This window comes from Dehalococcoidia bacterium (assembly GCA_025054935.1).
Classification (GTDB): Bacteria; Chloroflexota; Dehalococcoidia; order SpSt-223; family SpSt-223; genus JANWZD01.
This window is the reverse complement of sequence record JANWZD010000002.1, coordinates 263,761-285,632: the sequence shown is the minus strand read 5'-3', so window position 1 is coordinate 285,632 and position 21,872 is coordinate 263,761. Positions and strand designations below refer to the sequence as shown.

The window sequence follows — 21,872 nt, the reverse complement described above, 5'->3', positions numbered from 1 at the left end:
GATGCGGCTTCTCCTCACCGGCGGGGGCACGGGCGGACATCTCTATCCCGCGCTCGTCGTCCTCGACTGGCTGCGTGCAGCAGGAGCCCCTATCGAGCCCCTGTGGGCCGGCAGCGGACGCAGCCTCGAGCGCGAGATCGTCGAGCGCGCGGGGGTGCGCTACGTCTCCTTGCCCGTCGGCGCCCTGCGCGGGCGCAGCCCGGTCGGAATGGCGCGCGGTCTCTTCGCAACCATGGCAGGGGTTCGCGCAGCGCTCCGGCTGCTCGAATCGTTTCGCCCTGCGGTCGTGCTGGCGACCGGCGGCTATGTTTCTGCGCCGGCGGTGCTGGCAGCGCGGCTGCGTGCCATCCCGTCGCTTGTCTACCTGCCGGATGTCGTGCCGGGCTGGGCGGTGCGTTTCCTCAGCCGGGTCGCCACCGTCGTCGCCGCTTCGACACCCGAGGCGCGCGCTTTCCTTGCGAGAGAAGTCGTCGTCACCGGCTATCCTGTTCGGCCAGGGTTCCGGCCGCGCGAGGCGGCCGCCGCGCGCAGGGAGTTGGGGCTCGCGCCAGACGGTTTCACGGTGACGGTCGTCGGCGGCTCACTTGGGGCGCGGCGGCTGAACGAGGCGGTGCTGGCCGGCTTGGAGCAACTTCTCGAGCGAGGACAGGTCATCCACCTTACCGGCCAGGCGGACTACGACCGCGTGGCAGCCGCCCGTAAGACGCTCCCGCCCCACTGGCAGACTCGCTACCATCCCGCGGCGTATCTTGAGGCAGAGATGCCGGCCGCGCTCGCCGCCGCCGACCTGATCGTCTCGCGGGCTGGTGCCTCAGTCCTCGGCGAATATCCCGCCGTCGGCCGGGGGAGCCTGCTCGTGCCCGGTCCGTTCTCGTCGCAGATCAAGAACGCCGAATACTTGGCGCGAAAAGGAGCAAGCGTGCTTCTGCCCAATGAGCGGGCGGACGAACTCCCTGCTACGGTCCTCGCGCTGGCAGCGATGCCGGACTGCCTCGCGAGGATGGCGACCGCTGCCCGCGCGCTTGCCCGCCCCGATGCTGCCGCCGCGCTCGGGGGTCTCGTTCTTGAGCTGGGGAAGCAATGAAACTGCCAGACCGGATCCATTTTGTCGGCATCGGGGGCATCGGGATGAGCGCCCTCGCAACGGTGCTGCAGGAGGATGGCCATCGCATCAGCGGGTCAGATTTGTCGTTAGGGCCCCTTGCGAAACGGCTCGCCGCGCGAGGCGCGCAGCTGTACGAAGGCCATGCGGCAGCCAATATCGGCGATGCCCAGCTGGTAGTGGTGAGCGCCGCAATCCCGGCGGACAACCCGGAACTCGAGGCGGCGCGCGCTGCTGGGATCCCGATTATCAAGCGGGGAGCGCTGCTCGGCCAGCTGATGGCAGGACGGCGCGGGATTGCGGTCGCCGGCACGCACGGCAAGACGACGACCAGCGCGATGATCGCCCACATTCTCCTTGAGGCGGGAGAGGACCCGACCTTCCTCGTCGGAGGAGTGATCCGCGGCCTCGACACGAACGCGAGGAGAGGCGCCGGCCCCTGGCTGGTCGCCGAGGCTGACGAGTACGACCGGAGCTTTCTCCATCTCGCTCCGGAGATCGCGGTGATTACGAACGTCGAAGCAGACCACCTCGACCTCTACCGTGATCTTGCCGAAATCCGCGCCGCCTTCCGCCAGTTCGCCCGCCAGGTGCGCTCGCGCTTGATCCTCTGCTGGGATGACCCGTGGCTGCGCGGGTGGCATTGGGAGGAGACGGGCTGCGCCGTCGACACCTATGGCCTCGCGGGGGGAACGTGGCGGGCAGAGGCGATTACGCTCGAGGGGAGCAGCAGCCAGTTTCGGCTTGCCGGCGACCATGCGCTCACGGTTCGGCTCGCGGTGCCGGGGCGGCATAATGTGCAAAACGCGCTCGGCGCGCTCGCGGCGACAAGCGCAGCGGGGGTTGCGGTCGAGACGGCGGCCGCGGCGCTGGAACGCTTCCGAGGAGCCAAGCGGCGGCTGGAGCCGGTGGGGGAAGCGAACGGCGTGCTCGTGATCGATGATTACAGCCATCATCCGACGGAGATCCGGGTTGCGCTCGCGGCGCTGCGCGTGGCCTATCCGCGGCGGCGGATTGTCTGCCTCCATCAGCCCCATACCTTCAGCCGGACGAAGCTGCTCTTGCCGGAGTTTGCGACCGCCTTCGGCGAGGCCGACCTCGTCCGTATCGCCGATATCTACCCCGCTCGCGAGCGCGATGTGTGGGGCATCCGCGCTGCGGACCTCGCTGCGGCGATTCAGCATCCTGACGTGCGCGCAACCGGGTCAGTCGAAGAGTCGGCCGCAGCCGTAGCGGCAGAACTGCGGCCGGGCGATGTGCTCGCGCTCATCGGCGCCGGCGATATCTCCCGGGCAGCCGGGCTTGTGCTCGAACGGCTCACCAGATGAACGAGCGGCGAACTGCGTTCGCGGCGCGGCTGCGCGGGGTTGTCCCGGTGCGGTTCGACGAGCCGCTCGCGAAGCACACGACCTTCCGCATCGGCGGTCCGGCAGACGCCTATGTCCAAGCGCGGACACTCCCCCAGCTGATTGCCGCGGTGCGGGCGGCGTGGGAAGAGGACCTCCCCGTCCTCGTGATCGGAGGAGGGAGCAACCTCCTCGTGCTCGACGGCGGGGTCCGGGGCGTCGTCATTGAGAGCCGTGCTCGGCAAGTGATGGGCGAGCCGTCCGGCAGTCGGCCGCCGCGCCAACGTTCGCTGGAGGAAGCGCTTGCTCTTGCTAACGAACAGCCGGCTGCTGAGACGCTCGAGCTGACGGTCGAGGCGGGGATGCCGCTTGCGGCATTGGCGAGGCGAACGGCGCTGGCGGGCTGGGCAGGGCTCGAATGGGCGGTGGATATTCCCGGCACTGTCGGCGGCGCAGTCGTCAACAACGCCGGCGCGCACGGCGGTGAGATGGCGAGCAGCATGACCGCCGCCCTTCTTCTCCACCCGGCGAGCGACGTGCCGGTGTGGCGGCCGGCAGCGGAACTGGGGCTGACGTACCGCGCCAGCCTACTCAAGGAGGCAGCCCCCTCCTGTCCGCGGCCGGTCGTCCTTGCCGCCAAGTTCGCGCTCCGCCGCGGCGATCCTCTTACGTTGCGCGCTGCCGTCGCGCAATACTCGCAGTACCGCCGCCGAACGCAGCCCGTCGGCGCCGGGGCGGGCTCAATTTTCAAGAACCCGCCGGAAGCCGCGGCGGGCTGGCTGATCGAGCGGGCGAATCTGAAAGGTGCGCAGGTCGGGGCGGTGCGCGTCTCCGACTTGCATGGGAACTTCATGCTCAACTTGGGCGGTGCCACCGCAGCCGACGTGCTTGCGCTCGTTGACCTCGTCCGTGAGCGGGTCTTCGCGCAGTGGGGTGTCTTCCTCGAGTTGGAGATCCAGATTGTGGGCGAGGCGGAGCGGTGAACTTCGCTGTGCGCCAGAGCAGTATCAGCTGGGCCTTCGGCCGCCGTCGGGTCGCCGGCCGTTCTCCTCGGCGGGCGCTCTGGCGGCGGGTATACCTTCGGCTCGCGGCGATCCCCCTCCCCTCATGGCAACGCGTCCTCCCCCTGCTGGCGGCGCCTCTCGTGGCTGCAGGTCTCGTTACTCTCTATAATCAGCCGATGTTCCGGGTCTCTCAGGTGCACGTTCGCGGTCTTCAAACGATCTCCCCCGGCGACGTGATCGCGGCAGCGCGCCTGGAGGGGCGGCATGTGCTCGAAGTGTCGGACCGCGCGATCGCCGAGTCGCTGACCGCTCTTCCGCGGATCAAGAGCGTCACCGTAACGCGCCGCCTGCCGGGGGAAATCGAACTGACGCTCGAAGAACGGACGCCGTGGGCGATCTGGCAGGCAGGGAGCACACGCTATCTCATTGACGAGGAAGGGGTCGTGCTTGAGGTGATCCCCCAAGCAGCGCCGACGCTTCCGGTCGTGATCTCTGGGAGCAGTGCTCCGCTGAAGCCGGGCGCCCGCGTCCCGCCTGAGCCCGTCAAGCTGGCGGTAGCGCTCGACCGCGCGCTGCCGCCGCTGGTGGGGGTGAAAGCGAAGCGGTTCGAGTATAGTGAGAGAGGAGGGCTGCTCGTCATCACCGACGGAGGCTGGCAAGCCCGGTTTGGGGACGGCGAAGACCTTGAGTACAAACTCGCGACGCTGAAAGCGATTGTCGAGACGGCCCGCGCCCGCAAGATCTCGTTCACCGCAGTCGATCTCCGCTTCGGCGCCCGGCCATTCATCCGGTAGGCGGCAGTGGGAAACGACCGAGTAATCGCGGCGATCGACATCGGAACGACAAAAATCTGTACCCTTGTTGGTGGCCGGGGCCGCGGCGGGGAAACAGAGATCCTGGGCGTCGGGGTTGCTCCGGCTCGGGGGCTGAAGAAAGGTTCGATTGTCGACCTCGACGCGACCGTGGGGTCTGTGGTTGCCTCAATCGAGAAAGCGGAGCGAACAAGCGGTTTTAAGATCGTCTCCGCCTACGTCGGCATCTCGGGCGACCACATCCGCTCGCAAAACAACCGCGGCGTGATCGCCATCACCCATCCCGACCGGGTGATCACGCTGGACGACTCGACGCGGGTGATCGAGTCGGCGCGCGCGATCCCGATCCCCTCCAACCGCGAGCTGATCCACATCATCCCGCGCTCCTATACGGTCGACGGCCAAGAAGGGGTGAAGAACCCGATCGGCATGCACGGGTTTCGGCTCGAAGTTGAGACCCACCTTATCTCTGGCGCGACGACATCGATCCAGAACCTGACAAAGTGCGTCAACTTGGCCGGCGTCGATGTGGACGACCTCGTGCTCCAGCCGCTCGCCTCGGCGGAGGCAGTGCTGAGCGAGGAAGAGAAGGAGATGGGGGTCCTCCTTGCCGATATCGGCGGCGGCACGACGGACGTAGCGCTCTTCGTCGACGGCGCGGTATGGCATACGTCCTGTCTTCCGGTCGGCGGCTGGCACCTCTCGAATGACATCGCAGTGACGCTGCGCACCTCGTTCCAAGTGGCGGAGGAGCTGAAAGCGCGCTACGCCCAAGCACAGCCCCGGCTCGTTCCCCCCAATGACCTGATCGATCTGCCGGCGTTTGGCGCCGAGGAGAAACGGCAGGAGTCGCGCCGCCACCTCTGCGAGATCGTCGAAGCGCGCGTTGACGACATCCTCCAGATGATCATCGCCGACGTGAAGCGCTCGGGCTACGACGGCTTGCTGCCGGCCGGCATCGTCCTGACGGGCGGAAGCGCCAATCTGGTTGGGATCGACGCCTTCGCGCGCGAGGCCTATCGGATGCCGGTCCGCGTGGGCCGGCCGCGCCGCCTTCGCGGGCTGACTGATACCGTCTCCGACCCTGCCTACGCGACGAGCGTCGGGCTGCTGCTGTGGGGGCTGCGAGCAAGCGAGGTCGACTCGCGGACCGCTCACCCGGCAAAGCGGCGGTCAGGAGGAGCAGCGCTTGCCCGCCGCTTGATCGGCTGGGCACGCGAACTGCTCCCCTCCTAACCTGCGCCGAAGCGAGCAAACGAGGGAGCCATCGCTGGCTTTCTTGCTTGCATGGGCGAGGAGCCTATGTCACAATCCGAGCCGGCCCTCCGAGGGCGAAATTGACGGGGCCGGGTACCGGAGAGAAAGGAACGGGTCCATGTACGACTCGGCCGAGCACGAAAACGTCGCCGTCATCAAAGTCATCGGCGTGGGCGGCGCCGGCAGCAACGCGGTCGATCACATGATTCAAGAGGGCATTCGGGGGGTGGAATTCATCGCTATCAACACCGATGCCCAAGCCCTCATTCGCTCCGAAGCCCCAACGCGGGTCCGCATCGGCGACCGGCTGACGAAGGGTCTTGGCTGCGGGGGCAACCCGGAGCAGGGCATGAAGGCAGCTGAGGAAAGCCGCGACGAGATCCTCTCGGTCATCAGCGGCGCCGACATGGTGTTCATTACCGCGGGCATGGGCGGAGGCACGGGAACCGGCGCCGCTCCCGTTGTCGCCGAGCTCGCCCGCGAAGCCGGCGCCCTCACGGTTGCGGTCGTGACCCGTCCCTTCAGCTGGGAGGGCAACAAGCGCCGGATGTACGCCGAGGAGGGCATTCTCCGCCTGAAGGAGAAGGTCGATACCATCATTGTCATCCCGAACGATCGGCTCAAAGCCGTGCTCGACAAGAAGGCGCGCGCCCGCGACGCATTCAAATATGCGGATGACGTCCTGCGCCAAGGCATCCAAGGGATCTCGGAGCTGATCACCGTTCCCGGCGAGATCAACGTCGACTTCGCTGACGTGCGCTCAATCATGAAAGACGCGGGCTCGGCGCTAATGGGGATTGGGGAAGGGCACGGCGACACCCGCGCCGCCGACGCCGCCCGCATGGCGATCAATAGCCCGCTGCTCGACCAGTCGATCGACGGCGCGAAGGGCGTACTGTTCGTTGTCTCAGGTGGAGAAGATCTCACGCTCTACGAGGTGGACGAAGCGGCGGAGATCATCAGCAAAGCGGCAGACCCGGACGCGAACATCATTTTCGGTATGACCTTCGACCCGACGCTCGATCAGACGGTTCGGATCACGGTCGTCGCCACCGGGTTCGATGCCCGCCTGCAGACGCGCCAAGCCGAAGCGCAACCGCCGCTCTACCAGCCGCAGGGGCGGCCGGTTTCCCAGCCCCAGCCGGCGGCCGACCGTCCGCGGACATTGCCGAGCTTGCCCACAATCGACCCCGGCGTTCAGGATATCGATATCCCACCGTTCCTCCGCCGCCAAGGCCTGCGCTAAGCAGCGGGCGCGGCCGACGCCCCGTTCCCTGCCGGATGACGGAGAGCGCGCTGAGCGGGGAATGCCGTGGCGCGGCCGTCGTCTCAGAAGCGCGGTAGTCCTATAATCGAAGCGGGCGCGGTTCGCCGCGCTAGACGCGCGTTGAGCGTCCCGAGCGCGGAGTTCGGTACGGAGGCACAACTTGCACTCACTAGTGATCGTTTCCACGCGCCCTCGGGCGGGCAAGACCATGCTGGCAGCGGCGCTCGCGGAGCTCCTCCGGCGCGACGGCCGCAGTGTCGGCTACTTCAAAGCATTTGAGGCGGATGACACGCCGCCCGCCTCGTCGCCGGATGCCCGCTTCCTCGGCACACTGCTCGGCGTGGCCAACCCGGCAGCAGGGGCCTCGCTCGGCGGCGCCGCACTCGGCAAGCTGCTCGATGGCCAGCCGTTCGACCGCGAGGCAGTGATCGCTGCCGCACGCGACGCCGGAGCGGGAAAGGAGGTTGTGATCGTCGAGGGCGGCGCCGCCCCCGCCCAAGGGCGCGCGCTCGGTCTCTCGGCGCGGGAACTGGCCGACGCCTTAGAGGCGTCGGTGATCGTCGTGGCGCGCTACGAGAGCGATGCCGTCGTCGACGAGGCGCTCGCCGCCCATGAGGCTGTCGGCGAACGGCTGCTCGGCGTGGTGATCAACGCGGTGCCCCGACAGCGGTGGAGCGGCGCCGAGGAGCGCTTCCGCCGGTTCTTTCAGGCGCGCGGGGGGCGTTTCCTCGGGGCGATCCCGTTCGAGGAGACGCTGTCAGCGGTGACCGTGCAGCAGCTCGCTGACCACCTTGGCGGCCAGATCATGAACAGTCACCACCGGGCCGGCGAGGTCGTCGAGCATTTCATGGTCGGAACGGTCGTCCTGGGCAAAGCGTCGGAGTACTTCCAGCGCTTCCGCCGGAAAGCAGTCATCGCTCACGGCAGCCGGCCGGATATTCACCTCGCGGCGCTCGAGACCGATACGCGCTGTCTCGTGCTGGCCGGCAATATCGTGCCAAATCCGATCGTGCTAGCACGCGCCGAAGAAGAAGATGTCCCGCTTATCATGGTCAAGCAGGATACCCTTGCTGTCATGGAGCAACTCGAAGAGCTGTTCCCGACGTCGCGCTTCAGCGTTCCAGCGAATGTCCCGCTCGTCGCCGACCTCGTTGCGGCGCATCTCGATCTTGCTTTGATCCGCGCCCCTGCCGGCGCGTCATCGTAGCCTCGCGTGGCACGCCGCACCAAGATCGTCGCGACGCTCGGGCCGGCGTCGTGCGAGCCGTCGACGATCGAGCAGCTCGTTATCGCCGGGATGGACGTCGCCCGGCTCAACTGCTCGCACAGCACACCGAGCGAGCGTGAACGGCTGACGAAACTCGTCCGCGAGGCGGCCGCGCGTGCCCGCCGCAACGTTGCGGTCCTGCTCGACCTGCAGGGACCGAAGATCCGCACCGGCCGCAACGTCGACGGCCAGCCCATCGAGCTCCACGCGGGGCAGGAGCTGATCATCACGACCCGTCCGGTGCTCGGCACGCCGGAGATGATTTCGACGAACTATCTCAGCCTCCCCACCGATGTCCGTCCGGGCGACCGCATTCTCCTTTCCGACGGCGCTATCAGCCTCGTCGTGCTCGACGTGGACTACGACTCCGTCCGGACCCAGGTCGTCACTGGCGGTGTCCTTCGGGAGCGCCAAGGGATCAATCTGCCGGGAGTGACAGTGTCGGCCCATGCGTTGACGCAGAAAGATCGCGACGACCTGCAGCACGGGCTTCGGATCGGGGTGGATTACGTTGCGCTCTCGTTTGTCCGGCGTCCTGATGATGTTCGCGAGGCGAAGCAGTTCATCAGTTCCCTCGGCGCCAAGACGCCGGTCATCGCCAAGATCGAGAAGCCGCAGGCGGTCGACCACCTCGACCGCATTCTCTCTGTTTCCGACGGCGTGATGGTGGCGCGCGGGGACCTCGGCGTCGAAGTGCCGTTGGAACAGGTGCCGGCGATCCAGAAGCGGATTACGCGGCAAGCGCGCGCGCACCGCCGGCCAGTGATCGTTGCCACCCAGATGCTCGAATCGATGACAGTGCAGGAACGCCCGACGCGCGCCGAGGTGTCTGACGTCGCGAACGCGATTTTCGACTCCGCAGATGCCGTCATGCTGTCGGCCGAGACTGCCACCGGGCGCTATCCAGTGCTCGCCGTTGAGACCATGAGCCGCATCGCCACGAGCGCGGAGGCCGCCGAGGTGACGCGCCCGACCCAACTGGAGCCGCACGGCGGGCGCTCTGAAGCGATCGCGCAGGCAGCGTGTGTCCTCGCGAGCGGAATCCACGCCCGCGCGCTCGTCGCCATGACCCGGAGCGGCTTCACGGCGCGGCTGATCTCCAGTTTCCGGCCAACGACCCCGATCATCGCCGTGACCGAGAGCGAGGAGGTGCGCCGTTCGCTGGCGCTGTGGTGGGGGGTGACCGCCATCTATCAGCCGTTCAAGCCGACGATGGACGAGACGCTTTCCGCACTGCAGGAACGGCTGCTGGCCGAAGGGCTCGCTTCGCCCGGCGACTCCGTCATTGTCGTCGGCGGCACCCCGACGGGACCGCGAGGCAGAACAAACTACTTCACCCTCCTCGATCTCCCCCGCTCAAGAACTTGACGGGCAGCGAGGGGAGAACTACAGTTCGACTGTGAGCGATGCCTGCCCCCGTGCCGAAGAGCGCCCGCTGCCGCTGACAAGCGGGGAGGACCCGATCCTCCGCGGCCTGAACGACGACCAGCGCGACGCCACCACAACTATCCGTGGCCCGCTGCTCATCCTCGCCGGACCCGGGAGCGGCAAGACGCGGGTCATCAGCCACCGCGTCGCCTATCTCATCCGAACGATCGGTGTCTCCCCGCGCCGCATCATGGCGGTCACTTTTACCAACAAGGCGGCGCGCGAACTGATCGACCGGATCGAGCGCCTCGTCGGCAACCGCGCCGACCAACTGGCGGCGGGCACCTTTCATGCGCTCTGCGCCCAGATCCTGCGCGCGGAGGGCAAAGCAATCGGGATCGACCCGCACTTTCATATCTTCGACGATGACGATCAGCTCCGCGTCATGAAATGGGTGCTCGCCGAGCTGCGGCTCGATGAGCGGCAGATCAACCCAAAAGCGGTGCTCAACGCCATCAGCCGGCTGAAGGCGGAGCTTCTCCCGCCCGACCAGGAGACAGCGCGCTACGCCCGCACCTATTTCGAGGAAATTGTTCATCGCGCTTACGCCCTCTACCAAGAGCGGCTTCGGGAGAGCCGCGGGCTTGATTTCGACGACCTGATCGCCGAGACGGTTCGCCTCTTCTGTCTGGTGCCTGCCGTCGCCGAGCGCTATCAAGAACGCTACCTCCACGTGATGGTGGATGAGTTCCAAGATACGAACATCGCCCAATATGAACTGGTGAAGATCCTCGCCGCGAAACATCGCAATCTCGCCGTCGTCGGCGACCCCGATCAGTCGATCTATCGGTTCCGCTCCGCCGATATTCGCAACATTCTCAACTTTGAGCGTGACTTTCCCGATGCCAAAGTTGTCGTCCTGACAAAGAACTATCGCTCGACGCAATACATCCTCGACGCGGCCGCAGGAATCATCGCGGCCAACACGCAGCGCAAGCCGAAAGAGCTGGTCGCGGACCGGGGAAGAGGACGAAAGATCGTCGTTCGGGAGCTGGCGAACGAGGAAGAGGAGGCAACCGAAGTCGCGCGGGAGATCGAACGCCTCATGCGCGAGGAGCAGCGGTCGTATCGCGATTTCGCGGTGATGTATCGGACGAATGGACAGTCGCGGCCGCTTGAAGAGCGCTTCAACGCCTACGCCATCCCGTATCGCCTGGTGGGCGGAACGCGCTTCTACGAACGCAAAGAGGTGAAAGACGTCCTCGCCTACTTGCGGATCCTCCAGAACCCGCTCGACGCCGTGTCGCTGACCCGCATCCTCAATGTGCCGCCGCGCGGGATCGGCCAGAAGACGGTCGATGACCTCGTGCGGCTCTCGCGGGCAGCCAGCCAGCCGCTCTGGACAACGCTCACCGCAGTCCAGCGGGGCGACCATGACCTCGGCGGACGCGCGCGCGGCGCGATCGCCGCTTTTGTCGCCCTGATCGAGGAGCTCCGCTCCGAGAGTGAGGAGCGCCCCCTGCCCGAGCTGATCGAGGAGGTGGTACGCCGCACAGGCTACTACGAGTTTCTCGCGCCGGCCACCGCTGAAGGATCAGATCGGCTCGAAAACATCCGCCAGTTGGCCGCCGCTTCCTCCGAGTTTGCGTCCTTCCCGCCGCGCCAAGCGCTCACTGCCTTCCTCGAGAAGGTTGCCCTCCTGACTGCGGTCGACCAGACCGACAGCTCTGCCGACGCCGTGACGCTGATCACGCTCCACGCTGCCAAGGGGCTGGAATTTCCCGTTGTTTTCATCATCGGGCTCGAGGAGGGGCTCCTGCCCCACAGCCGCGCGATCCAGGCTGAGCAGGAGAGCCTCGAGGAGATCGAGGAGGAACGGCGGCTGCTCTACGTCGGCGTCACCCGTGCCCAAGAGCGGCTCTACCTCTTCCGCGCCTATCGGCGCAACCTCTGGGGGCGAAACGACCCGCAGCCGCCGTCGCGCTTTCTCGACGACATCCCGCCCGAGACCCGCGAGCCGGAGACGATCGTCATCCGCCACGCAGCGTTCAGTCTGCCGCTGGTGCGCGCCGGCAGCCTGACGCAGGGGCGCGGCAAGGCGGCCAGTTCCCCGCCCTTCAAGCCGGGCGACCGCGTCCGTCAAGCACTGCTCGGCGAGGGAACCGTCATCCAGCTCGCACCGCTCCGCGATGACCTCGAAGTGACGGTCGCCTTCCGCAACCCGAAGGTCGGCATCCGGAAGCTCTTGCAGAGCATCGCGAAGCTCGAGAAGATCCCCGGCCGGTGACCCTCGTCGACCTCCAACTGCTCATCCCGCTCTCGCTCGGCGCGCTCACGGGGTTACGCCGCGGGTTTCTTCTCGGCCTCTGCGACTTGCTCGGGCTTGCCGGATCGGTCTGGCTGGCGGCTCTGCTGTTTGCGCCGCTTGCAGCGCTGGCGGCAGCCCCCCTCGGACAGCCAGCGTGGGTCGTGAATCTGCTCACCTTCGGAGCGCTCGTTATCTCCTTTCAACTGGGCTATGGGCTGATCCTCCTCCCCTGGCTCGCTCGGGTTCGTCGCCTCGTCACCTCGACGTTCTTCCTCACTTGGCTCGACATCGCAGCCGGCGTCATCCCCGGCGCCGTCAAGGGACTGCTCCTCGTCGCGATCGTGCTCATTGCCCTCGGCATCTGGCCGATCTTTCCTCCTGCCCGCGCTGCGATCGAGGCGTCGCAGGCGGGCAAGCTCGTCCTGCCGTGGGTCCGGCAAGTTGAGCCCTGGGCCGCCGGGCTGGTCAGCCGGCTTGGCATCCCCGCGCCGGTGGGGGTGACCGATGGAGCACTCCCGCTTCTCTTCCCGGCCCGCGCCACGATCGACCCCCAGGCCGAAGAGGAGCTCCTCGCCCTCGTGAATGCCGAGCGGCAGAAACACGCGCTCGCTCCCCTTATTCCTGACGCGCGCCTGCGCGACTTGGCGCGCGCCTACGCCCAGACGCTCTACGCAGCGGGCCTCCTCTCGCACACCGGTCCCGACGGCTCAACACCGGCCGAGCGGCTGCAGCGTGCTGGGGTCCGCGTTGGGACGAGCGGCGAAAACCTCGCCTTCGCGCCGACCGCGCGCAGCGCGCACGAGGTGCTGATGGCGAGCCCCTCTCACCGCGCGAACATCCTCTCCCCGCGCTACCGCCGAGCCGGCTTCGGGGTCGCTGCCGGACCGTCGGGAATCCTCGTCGTGCAGCAGTTCACCGACTGAGCGCTCCCCTGCGCCGCAGTACGAAGAGACTGGCGGCTCCCGTGCACCGAGAGGAAGCATTCCGTCAGAAACTGTATACAGGACGCCAAGTAAAATCTTGACGGCACGATCGCAGATAGATAGACTGCACATTCATCAACGGGGTCGATGAGACCGCGTGCTCGAAGACGCGTCAGATGGGGGGTCCATTGCGTTCGCTCGTTTCGCGCCTCGGCTTTATTGCGGTCTTGGTCATTTCAGCATGCGCGCCAGCGCCGACTGGGGCTCCGGCTTCCCCTGCCACTGGCGAGGAGCGCGCCGAGCAGCAGCGGCTGAACATCATCCTAGGAAGCCTCGTCTCAAACCTCACCCCCGCAGCGGGAAGCTCGGGCTACTGGTATTACTCGCCGCTCTACGACTCGATGGTAGTGTTCGGCGACAACTTCGAAGTGAAGCCGGCTGTGCTGACAAAGTGGGACCTCGCGCCTGACGGCCGGAAATGGACGCTCACTGTCCGTGACGACATGAACTGGCCGGATGGCGCCAAACTGACTGCGGAGGATGTGGCGTTCAGCTACAACCTGTACACAGAGCAACGCTGGCCGGCGAAGGTGTCGTTCTTCAACACGGTCGTCCGGGCAACCGCGCTGAACGCGACGACCGTCGAGCTGGAGCTATCGGCGCCGGACGCGAGCGTGGTGGCAGGGTCGGCCTACGCTTACGTCATCCCGAAACATTACTACGAGCGCGTCGGCTTTGAGGGCTTCTCGCAGCGTCCGATGGGCAGCGGTCCCTATGAACTGGTCGAATGGGTGCCGGGCGATACGATCCGCTACAAGAAGCGCCCAGTCAAGCACGCCTTCCGCGCCCCGGTGGCGGATGAGCTCTACTTCAAGGCGATCATTGAAAACTCGCAGAAGATCAACGGTCTGCGCACCGGCGAGTTCGACATCATTACCTTCACTAGCTTCACCGCCGAGCAGATCGACCAGCTGAAGCGGCTGAACATGGTCATCTTCGCCGACGAGTCGACGAACTGGTCGATCACCTTCCCGCAGGTCGCCTACGAGCAGCGCGACACGCCGCTGAAAGACAAGCGCGTGCGACTCGCCTTCAACTACGCCGTCGATAAGCAGGCGATGGCCGACAACCTGTTCCGCGGCTACGCGAAGCCGTCACCGCAGCAGTATTCCATCCCGTCCAGCCCCTATTGGGACCCGACGAACACCGTCATTCCCTATGATCCGGCGATGGCGCGGCGCCTGCTCGCCGAAGCGGGCTACCCGAACGGCTTCCGGCTCCCCTACGGCATCGACAACGCTCCGGCGCAATCTCCCGTCGAGCCGCTGCTTGCCGTCCAGAGCTACTTGCGGGATGTCGGGGTCGAGTTCGAGATCCACTCCCAGGAGTGGTCAGTCATCCTTGCGAAAGTGCGCGGCCAAGGCGGGCTGATCCCCGACCTGTGGGCGCAGGGGAACACCGACAGCACCGGCTTCGCCAGCGGCATCCGCTCTTTCTGGGGGTGCGGCAAGCCGATCCCGAACGGCCAGTGGTACTGCAACCCGGAATGGGACCGGCTGATGGCCCAGGCTGTCACCGAGGTCGACCCTGCTAAGCGCCGCCAGCTCTTCCTCCAAGCGAACCGGATCTGGAAGGAAGACGTGCCGATGCTCTATCTGCTCATCCAGCCGACCTTCCACGTCACGACGCCCAAGGTGAAGGGCTGGAAGCCCGTCAATTTCGTCATCTACAACTTCGACAGCGCCTACAAGATCAAGTAAGCCTTCCCGCCTTCTGAAACCGGCCCGTCGCCGGAATGGCGCGGGCCTTCCCGTTCCTTTCAGCAGGTTGTACAATGTCCCGGATACTATCGGAGGAGCGGAGCGTGACCACAACCCAGAAACCGACCCTTGAAGAGAAGATGGCGGTAATCGGCTCGCCCCCTCCCGGCGCCCCAGCGTATGCCGGCCCGCCGATGACTTTCGAACTGTGGCTTTCCAAGTACTTCCCGGCCATTCACAAGATCAAGCAGAAGATCAAGTTCCGCATGCTCGAGCAGATGGACGGACCGTTCGACGCGACCGACCTGATGCCTCCGGGCGCGACCCAGCCGGCGAAGTACCCTGCCTACTTCTTCATGAAGCCGGTCCACACCTTCCCGACACCGGGCGGTCTCGACCCCGCCTTCGGGCCGTACCACGGCGAGTTTCAAAAGCGGACGACCTTCTACTTCACCCAGCCCGAGACGATCAAGTACTGGCTGAAGAAGGTGTATGGCGACCTCAAGCCGCAGCGCGCGATTGATCTCGCCTGCGGCATCGGCGCGACGACGTTCGTCATGGCCGAACTGTGGCCGGAATGCGAAGTCATCGGGATCGACCTCTCGCCCTCGAACATCCGCTATGCGCGCAAACTCGCCCAAGAGCGGGGCGTCAACAACATCTTCTTCTATCACATGGACGCCGGCGACTGCTCTTACTACCCGGACGACTACTTCGACGTCGTCAATGAGAGCTACTGTCTCCACGAGATGCCGACGTACCACAGCCGCGCCGTCGTCAAAGAGATGATCCGGCTCGCAAAACCCGGCCATCTCATCACCTTCTTCGACTGGCCGCCCGCGGAAACGCCGGGCGACCTCGCCCGCCGCGAGGAGATCGCGAAGCGCGGGTCGGAGCCGTTTATGCTGCAGTATCTGGACCTGCGGCTGGAGCAGTACCTCGTCGAACTCGGCCTTGAGGATGTCCACCGGCCGGTGCGCGCCGGGGCGAACATGCTTGTCGTCGCCCGCAAGCCCGCCCGCAAGGCGGCACCGCAAGAGCCGGCGGCCGCGTCCTAACCATCCCCCGTCACGCGCTCGACGCCGGGAGCCGCCGCTTCCGGCGTTCTTTCTCTCTAAGGAGGCATCGTGGCGAAGAAGCGCTATAAAGTCGGCGCGATCGGCACCGCTTGGGCCGCCCAAAGCCCGCTTCCCACCTTCGCAAGCTACCCGGATGTCGAGCTGTACGCAATCTGCAGCGCTCGGCTGGAACGGGCCAAGGCTGCGGCCGCCCAGTTCGGCGCTCCGCTCGCCTTCGACGACTACCGCGCGATGGTGGCGCTTCCCGAGATCGATATCGTCTATATCGGCGCGCCCGTCTACCTCCACCACCCCATGACCGTCGCCGCCGCCGAGGCAGGGAAACATATCCTCTGCGAGAAGCCGGCAGCGGTCAACGCCCAGCAAGCGCGCGAGATGCTCGACGCCGCTGAGCGCCACGGCGTCGCCCACATCTCCGCGTTTACGATGCGGTTCTTCCCCCACACGATGTACATCAAGCAGCTCGTCGATGAGGGATTTCTCGGGCAGGTCCGCCACATCTCTATCGAGCAGTGGGCCGGCTGGCCGGCAGGGATGCCGCCGCGCCCGTGGACCTGGCTGAACGACGCAGCGCTCGGCGGCGGCTACCTCGGCGCAATGGGCAGCCACTACATCGACCTTGTTCGCTACTGGTTCGGAGAGTGGGCAACGGCGACCGGCCAACTGCGCACCTGGAACCCCGACTGCCTCGACGAGCAGGGAGGAATCAAGAAGGCGACGGCCGACGACGCCTTCGCGCTCCTCGGCACGCTCGAGAACGGCGCCGTCGTCACGATCCAGCTCGGCTTTGGCAACCGCGCCGGCTCGGGGTTCCGGCTCCAGATCTATGGCAGCGACAGCTCGATCATGGTCGACAACGACCTGAACGTGCACATCGCTGGACCTCACGACCGCGCGCTTCAGCCGGTTAAAACGCCCGAGCCGGTCTTCCCGGAGATGGCGGCGCGCTCGGCAGTTCCCCGCTTCGGACTGCTCGTCCATAAGCTGATCGACGCGATCGAGAACGGCAGCGACCAGCATCCGAACCTCGTCGATTCGCTCCGCTGCCAAGAGGTGATTGACGCCGTTCACCGCGGGAACGCGAGCGGGCTTCCGCCTGTCAGTCAGGCAGCAGCGGTATCCTGAGCGGCGTCCGCCGCGCTGGGGGGATGCACAGAATATTTGACAAGCGGTCTGCCCTTGCGCACGATCGTCACTGCTTACCAACGAGGAGGGGTTCGGATGGAAGCGATTTCGCGTCGAACCTTTTTGGCAGCGTCAGCCGCAATGGCAGGCTCCGGCCTGCTTGCTGCCTGCGCCGGGGCGCCCACGGGGCAGCCGGGCACCACGCAAGCTCCTGCGGGCCCGCGCCGCGGCGGCGTGATCGTCTACGGTAGCCCGATCGATCCGCTGACCCTCGACGCCCATGCGGTCGCTGACAACTACACCCGCCGGATCGCCTACGCGATCTACGACCCCCTCGTCCGCGAGTCTCCCGATAAGACGGAGATCCTCCCCGCGCTCGCCGAGCGGTGGGAACAGGCAGCCGACGGCATGAGCTGGACCCTCTCGCTCCGTCGGGGCGTCAAGTTCCATGACGGAACCCCCTTCAACGCAGAAGCGGCGAAGTTCAACCTCGACCGCCAGATCGACCCCAACCATCCGAACAACCGGGATGGCAACTGGCTGTTCTACCGGCTTTTCCTCACGCCGATCGCGAGCGTCGACATCGTCGACGAGTACACGATCCGGCTCAACCTCCGGCAGCGCTACGCGCCGCTGATGAACTATCTGACAACGAACCCCAGCTACATGATCAGCCCGAAGGCGCTGCAGGAGCTTGGCCGAGGAGTGGCGGACCGGCCGGTCGGCACGGGCCCGTTCCGATTTGTCTCTTGGCAGAAAGGACAGCAGGTGACGCTCGAGCGGAACCCCGAATACTGGGGGCAGACCGCCTATGCCGACCAGCTGATTGTGCGCGCCATCCCCGATGCCCAAGCGCGGCTGCTCGCCCTGCAGACCGGGCAGGTCAACTTCACCGTCGACCTGCCGCCGGACTCAGTGGACCTCGTCCGAGGCGATAGCCGGCTGCGGGTGCAGCAGCGGGTAAGCCGCCAGCACTGGGCGATACAGCTGAACCAACGGTTTCAGCCATTTACCGACCCGCGCGTTCGCCTCGCGGTCAGCCTCGCCCTTGACCGGACGGCCCTCACCCGCGATGTGCTTCGGGGAACGGGGCAGCCTGCGCGGGGCCCCTTCTCTCCGGCCTTCGGCGAATGGGTCGCTCCTGACCTGCCGGCGAACGACAACGACCCAGACCGGGCGCGGCAGCTGCTCCGGCAGGCGGGGTACGACACCCTCGAGGTGCGGTTCCTTATTCCGTCCGGAGGCACCGGCATGCAGCAGCCAGTGCCGATGGCCGAGTTCATCCAAAGCAAGCTGGCGGCGGTGGGGATTCGCGTGACGCTCGAAGTCCAGGAATTCGCCGCCTATGTCCAGCGCTGGAACGCCGGCGACTACCAGATGAGCGCGCGGGGGATCTCCTCGGTCACGTTCGACCCCGACAATTACCTGAACAGCCTCTTCAATTCGATCAACTTCCCGCCGCAGGGGCTGAACACCGCGTTCTACCGCAATGAGCGGTTCGACGAACTGGCGACGACGGTCCGCCGAGAGAGCAACCCGACCGTTCGCCGCAATGCCTGCCACGAAGCGCAGCGCATCTTGATGAACGATATGCCGTGGGTCTTCGTCGACCACGAAATTGCGCTCTGGTATCATGCGGCGGAGGTAAACGGCTTCGTCATGCGAGATAACGTCGAGGTCGACTGGAACCTCCTCTATCTCGCCTAAGGGCGTGCGTGGCATCAGCATTTGTCATCCGTCGGCTGTTGGCGGTCGTGCCGGTCGCGCTCGGCGTCGCCACGATTGTGTTCGTGGTGATGCGTTTCGTGCCGGGCGACCCCGCAGCCCTGCTCGCCGGGCCGAACGCGACAGAGGACGTGCTGCGATCGATCCGGGCCTACTACGGACTGGATGACCCGCTCGTCGTTCAGTACGTCCGCTGGCTCGGCCGCCTTGTGCAAGGCGACCTTGGCGAGTCGATCTTCCTGCGGCGCCCTGTTTTGAGCGAGGTGCTGAACCGCTTCGGCAATACCCTGATCTTGGCGGCCGCCAGCCTCACCCTCGCGACGACGGTGGGAGTTCTTGCCGGCATTCTCGCGGCAACGCGCCCGCGGTCGCTGCTCGATCGGCTCGTGATGTTCTTCGCGCTCTGCGGCGTCGGCTTGCCGGTCTTCTGGACCGGCCTGGTGCTGATCGTCATCTTTGCCGTCCAGCTCCGCTGGTTTCCGCCGCAGGGCATGGCGCCGCCGGTTCGGCAGGGGCCGTTTGACATCCTTCCCTTCCTTGTTTTGCCAGCAGTGACGCTCGCCTTGCCCTCGCTCGCCTTTATCGCGCGGGTCACACGCATGAGCATGGTCGAGGTCCTGCAGCAGGACTACATTCGCACTGCCCGGGCGAAGGGGCTGTCGGAATATGCGGTGCTGATCCGGCACGCCCTCAAGAACGCGCTGATCCCCGTCGTCACAATCGTCGGCGCGCAGGCCGGTTATTTGCTGGGCGGCGCCGTGCTGGTTGAGTATGTCTTCGCGTGGCCCGGGCTCGGCCTGCTCATCGTCAACGGCATCAACAGCCGCGATTACCCTCTCGTTCAAGGAGGGATCGTCTTCACCGCCTTGATCTTCGTCCTGATCAACTTTCTGGTCGACCTGCTCTACGCGCGGATCGACCCGCGGATCCGGTATGGCGGACGCTAAGCCGCTCGTCACTCCGGTCCAGTTTGAGCCCGCCGGGGCGCTCGCAAGGCCGGGACGCGAGCGCTCGCGCGTCTGGCGGCGCTTCCGGCGCCACCCCCTTGCCCTTGCCGGCGCGGCGCTGCTTCTTGTCATCGCGCTCGCCGCGCTGGCCGCGCCGCTGCTCCCGCTTGCCAACCCGATCCCGACCGAGCTGCAGACGATCAACCGGCTCCGCCCGATTGGATCACCGGGATACCTCCTCGGGAGCGACGAACTGGGGCGAGACGTCCTCAGCCGGTTGATCTGGGGCGGCCGGACCTCGCTCATGGCCGGCGTGGGAGCAGCGCTCCTCTCCCTCGTGCCGGGAGTGCTGATCGGGCTGGCGGCGGGCTACTTTGGCGGCTGGGTCGATTCGATCGCCACCCACCTGATCGACATCGTGATGGCGTTTCCCGGCGTCCTCCTCGCGATCGCGATCGTCGCGGCCGCAGGTCCTGGCCTGACCAACGCCATGATCGCCGTCGCCATCGTCGGTATCCCCCTCTACGCTCGGCTCGTCCGCGGGCATGTTCTCTCTCTGCGAGAACGAGAGTTCATTCAGGCCGCCGAAGCGCTGGGGCTGAGCACACCCCGGATCGTGTTCCGCCACGTTCTGCCGAACTGCCTTGCCCTCATTATCGTGGCTGGCACGCTCGACATCGGGGCGAAGCTGATTGCGACAGCGAGCCTTTCCTTCCTCGGCCTCGGCACGCAGCCGCCGCAGCCCGACTGGGGCGCGATGCTCGCGACAGGACGGCAGTTCTTCTTTGTCGCTCCCCATGTTGCCATCTTGCCGGGAGTGCTTATCTTCGCCACCGTCGTCGCCGTCAATCTCGTCGGCGAAGGCCTCCAAGAAGCGCTCGACTCCCGGCTCCCGCTCTGATGCCGCGGCGGTTGGCTCTTCCCGGCGAGCAACAGTCAGGACCATCGGTGGCTGCTGGCCGGCCCGGCTGGGGCCGGATGGCCTGGCCATTCAGCCCTTGACATGTGCAACTATTTCGGCGATCAAGTATTTATACCGGTGACTTCCTCGGAGGTGCATGCAGTTGACCCTTCCCAGCGAGGCGCGTCGGATTGTCGTTATTGGCGGAGGGCTCACCGGGCTGACGACCGCGTACCGGCTGGAAGAGGCGCTCCGCCGCGAGGCGGTGGCGGCGTCCATCACCGTTCTCGAGCGGGAGGATCGGCTCGGAGGCAAGTTTTTCACGATCCGGCGTGACGGATTCATTATCGAGGCCGGCCCCGAAGGTTTCGTCGGCGCGGCGCCCGAAGGGTATCAGCTGTGCGCCGAGCTGGGACTGGCAGGAGATCTGCAGTCGCCGGGGCGCGCGCATGGCGGAAGCTCAATCTTCTACAAGGGGAAGCTGCATCCCATCACTCAGGGGGTGACCGACATCCTTCCCCTGCGCCCGGGATTGCTGCTTGCTGAGGGGGTGCTCTCCCCGCTCGGTGCGCTGCGGGCGATGCTGGAGCCGTTCATCCCCCCCCGAACTGATGGCCCCGAAGAGTCGATGGCCGCCTTCCTCCGGCGGCGCTTCGGCGATGAAGCGTGGTGGAATGTGCTCGAGCCGCTGATGGGAGGGATCGCAGGAGGTGAAGGAGAGAGCCTCTCTGCGCCGGCAGCGGCGCCCGCGCTCGTCGCCTTCGAGCGCAAGTACGGCAGCGTCAGTATCGGCGCACGGAAGCAGAAAGCGCTGCTCGATGACCTCGGCAAAGCCGATGTCACCCTTGTCGCGCCGCGGCAAGGGATGGACGCCATCATCGACCGCCTTGTCGCCCGCCTGCGCGAGCGCCCGGCTGTCACCCTACGGACTGGGATGGCGGTCGAGGCGGTCGAACGGCGGCCAGCAGGCTACGAGGTGATCGCCCGCGGCGCGGAGGGCGTGGAGCGTCTGCCGGCAGACGTCGTCGTGATCACCGCGCCGGCGTTTCAAGCAGCCGACAGCGTGCGCCCCCTCGACCGCGAGCTTGCCGAGACGCTCGCGAGCGTCAGTTTCCGCTCGATGGCGACCTTCTCCTACGCCTTCCGGGCGGAAGAAGCGCCCAAAATCTTGGCCGGCACCGGCTACGTCAAGCACAGCCGCGAGCGCGGCCCCGTCAACTCGATGACGTGGGACTCGATCCGGTGGGAAGGGCACGCCCCCGAAGGCTATGCGCTGCTGCGCGCCTTCATTAGCGACGACCGGGTTGTCGAACAGTGCAGCGACGACGAATTGATTGCGCTCGGTCTCGACGAAATCCGGACGGTGCTGAAAATCCAAGCCGAGCCGCTCTTTGTCGCCGGCCGACGCTGGTCGCCTGCGCTGCCGCGCTACACCCTCGGCCATCTTGAGCGCGTTGCGAAGGCAGCGCAGCGCGCCGCTGCTCTCCCCGGCATCGTCCTCGCCGGCACCTCTTACAAAGGGCGAGGGGTTGTCGATGCGATCCGCTCAGGAAGCGACGCTGCTGCAGCGGCTGCCCGGCTCGCGGCCGTGCCGGGACCAGGGGTAGTCGTCTGAGATGGCGCGCCAAGACCGGCCAGAACTCTGTCGTACAATACATCGGATCCCAGGATCCGAGTGGGA

Annotated in this window: 17 protein-coding genes; all 17 read left to right on the top strand. The window is 66.3% G+C overall.

What is annotated here, in order from left to right:
- The first annotated feature begins 1 nt into the window (after window position 1).
- The 17 genes from NZ773_04105 to hemG all read left to right on the top strand — a co-directional run bounded on the left by NZ773_04105 (window position 2) and on the right by hemG (window position 21,806).
- Window positions 2-1,084: a UDP-N-acetylglucosamine--N-acetylmuramyl-(pentapeptide) pyrophosphoryl-undecaprenol N-acetylglucosamine transferase gene (locus NZ773_04105; protein ID MCS6801111.1), complete on the top strand. Its 1,083-nt coding sequence runs from the start codon at window positions 2-4 to the stop codon at window positions 1,082-1,084.
- On the top strand, window positions 1,081-2,430 hold the full coding sequence (gene murC / locus NZ773_04100; protein MCS6801110.1) for a UDP-N-acetylmuramate--L-alanine ligase: 1,350 nt from the start codon (window positions 1,081-1,083) through the stop codon (window positions 2,428-2,430). The genes NZ773_04105 and murC overlap by 4 nt, the downstream gene beginning before the upstream one ends.
- Window positions 2,427-3,431, top strand: coding sequence for a UDP-N-acetylmuramate dehydrogenase (murB, locus tag NZ773_04095; GenBank protein MCS6801109.1), 1,005 nt, complete (start codon window positions 2,427-2,429; stop codon window positions 3,429-3,431). Before murC ends, murB begins: the two co-directional genes overlap by 4 nt.
- A gap of 197 nt (window positions 3,432-3,628) precedes the next feature.
- Window positions 3,629-4,246, top strand: coding sequence for an FtsQ-type POTRA domain-containing protein (locus NZ773_04090; GenBank protein MCS6801108.1), 618 nt, complete (start codon window positions 3,629-3,631; stop codon window positions 4,244-4,246).
- 6 nt (window positions 4,247-4,252) lie between these two features.
- Complete coding sequence (ftsA, locus tag NZ773_04085; protein MCS6801107.1) at window positions 4,253-5,500, top strand: cell division protein FtsA; 1,248 nt, start codon at window positions 4,253-4,255, stop codon at window positions 5,498-5,500.
- Window positions 5,501-5,639: 139 nt separating this feature from the next.
- Window positions 5,640-6,767 (top strand): cell division protein FtsZ, encoded by a 1,128-nt coding sequence (gene ftsZ, locus NZ773_04080; protein MCS6801106.1) that lies wholly within the window; start codon window positions 5,640-5,642, stop codon window positions 6,765-6,767.
- A 193-nt stretch (window positions 6,768-6,960) separates the two neighbouring features.
- Window positions 6,961-7,995 (top strand): DRTGG domain-containing protein, encoded by a 1,035-nt coding sequence (locus tag NZ773_04075; protein ID MCS6801105.1) that lies wholly within the window; start codon window positions 6,961-6,963, stop codon window positions 7,993-7,995.
- A 6-nt stretch (window positions 7,996-8,001) separates the two neighbouring features.
- Complete coding sequence (gene pyk / locus NZ773_04070; GenBank protein ID MCS6801104.1) at window positions 8,002-9,423, top strand: pyruvate kinase; 1,422 nt, start codon at window positions 8,002-8,004, stop codon at window positions 9,421-9,423.
- A 31-nt stretch (window positions 9,424-9,454) separates the two neighbouring features.
- Window positions 9,455-11,710 carry a UvrD-helicase domain-containing protein gene (locus tag NZ773_04065; protein ID MCS6801103.1) on the top strand — a complete coding sequence of 752 codons (2,256 nt, stop codon included), beginning with the start codon at window positions 9,455-9,457 and terminating at the stop codon, window positions 11,708-11,710.
- Window positions 11,707-12,654 (top strand): CAP domain-containing protein, encoded by a 948-nt coding sequence (locus NZ773_04060; GenBank protein MCS6801102.1) that lies wholly within the window; start codon window positions 11,707-11,709, stop codon window positions 12,652-12,654. The genes NZ773_04065 and NZ773_04060 overlap by 4 nt, the downstream gene beginning before the upstream one ends.
- 176 nt (window positions 12,655-12,830) lie before the next feature.
- A complete protein-coding gene (locus NZ773_04055; GenBank protein ID MCS6801101.1) occupies window positions 12,831-14,414 on the top strand; it encodes an ABC transporter substrate-binding protein in 1,584 nt (527 codons plus the stop codon).
- A gap of 104 nt (window positions 14,415-14,518) precedes the next feature.
- Window positions 14,519-15,472 (top strand): class I SAM-dependent methyltransferase, encoded by a 954-nt coding sequence (locus tag NZ773_04050; GenBank protein MCS6801100.1) that lies wholly within the window; start codon window positions 14,519-14,521, stop codon window positions 15,470-15,472.
- A gap of 69 nt (window positions 15,473-15,541) precedes the next feature.
- A complete protein-coding gene (locus tag NZ773_04045) occupies window positions 15,542-16,618 on the top strand; it encodes a Gfo/Idh/MocA family oxidoreductase (GenBank protein MCS6801099.1) in 1,077 nt (358 codons plus the stop codon).
- 96 nt (window positions 16,619-16,714) lie between these two features.
- On the top strand, window positions 16,715-18,325 hold the full coding sequence (locus NZ773_04040) for an ABC transporter substrate-binding protein (GenBank protein MCS6801098.1): 1,611 nt from the start codon (window positions 16,715-16,717) through the stop codon (window positions 18,323-18,325).
- Window positions 18,326-18,333: 8 nt separating this feature from the next.
- The gene (locus NZ773_04035; GenBank protein MCS6801097.1) at window positions 18,334-19,290 is read left to right on the top strand and encodes an ABC transporter permease; all 957 of its coding nucleotides are present in this window, start codon (window positions 18,334-18,336) and stop codon (window positions 19,288-19,290) included.
- Window positions 19,277-20,191 carry an ABC transporter permease gene (locus NZ773_04030; protein ID MCS6801096.1) on the top strand — a complete coding sequence of 305 codons (915 nt, stop codon included), beginning with the start codon at window positions 19,277-19,279 and terminating at the stop codon, window positions 20,189-20,191. Before NZ773_04035 ends, NZ773_04030 begins: the two co-directional genes overlap by 14 nt.
- 157 nt (window positions 20,192-20,348) lie before the next feature.
- Entirely contained in the window at window positions 20,349-21,806 is a 1,458-nt protein-coding gene (gene hemG, locus NZ773_04025; protein ID MCS6801095.1) for a protoporphyrinogen oxidase, read from the top strand.
- Window positions 21,807-21,872: the final 66 nt, after the last annotated feature.

Bases quoted from the DNA above. Each gene is read 5' to 3' on its own strand.
- NZ773_04105 (MCS6801111.1), top strand. From the start codon at position 2: ATGCGGCTTCTCCTCACCGGCGGGGGCACGGGCGGACATCTCTATCCC.
- murC (MCS6801110.1), top strand. From the start codon at position 1,081: ATGAAACTGCCAGACCGGATCCATTTTGTCGGCATCGGGGGCATCGGG.
- murB (MCS6801109.1), top strand. From the start codon at position 2,427: ATGAACGAGCGGCGAACTGCGTTCGCGGCGCGGCTGCGCGGGGTTGTC.
- NZ773_04090 (MCS6801108.1), top strand. From the start codon at position 3,629: ATGTTCCGGGTCTCTCAGGTGCACGTTCGCGGTCTTCAAACGATCTCC.
- ftsZ (MCS6801106.1), top strand. From the start codon at position 5,640: ATGTACGACTCGGCCGAGCACGAAAACGTCGCCGTCATCAAAGTCATC.
- NZ773_04055 (MCS6801101.1), top strand. From the start codon at position 12,831: ATGGGGGGTCCATTGCGTTCGCTCGTTTCGCGCCTCGGCTTTATTGCG.
- NZ773_04040 (MCS6801098.1), top strand. From the start codon at position 16,715: ATGGAAGCGATTTCGCGTCGAACCTTTTTGGCAGCGTCAGCCGCAATG.
- NZ773_04030 (MCS6801096.1), top strand. From the start codon at position 19,277: ATGGCGGACGCTAAGCCGCTCGTCACTCCGGTCCAGTTTGAGCCCGCC.
- hemG (MCS6801095.1), top strand. From the start codon at position 20,349: ATGCAGTTGACCCTTCCCAGCGAGGCGCGTCGGATTGTCGTTATTGGC.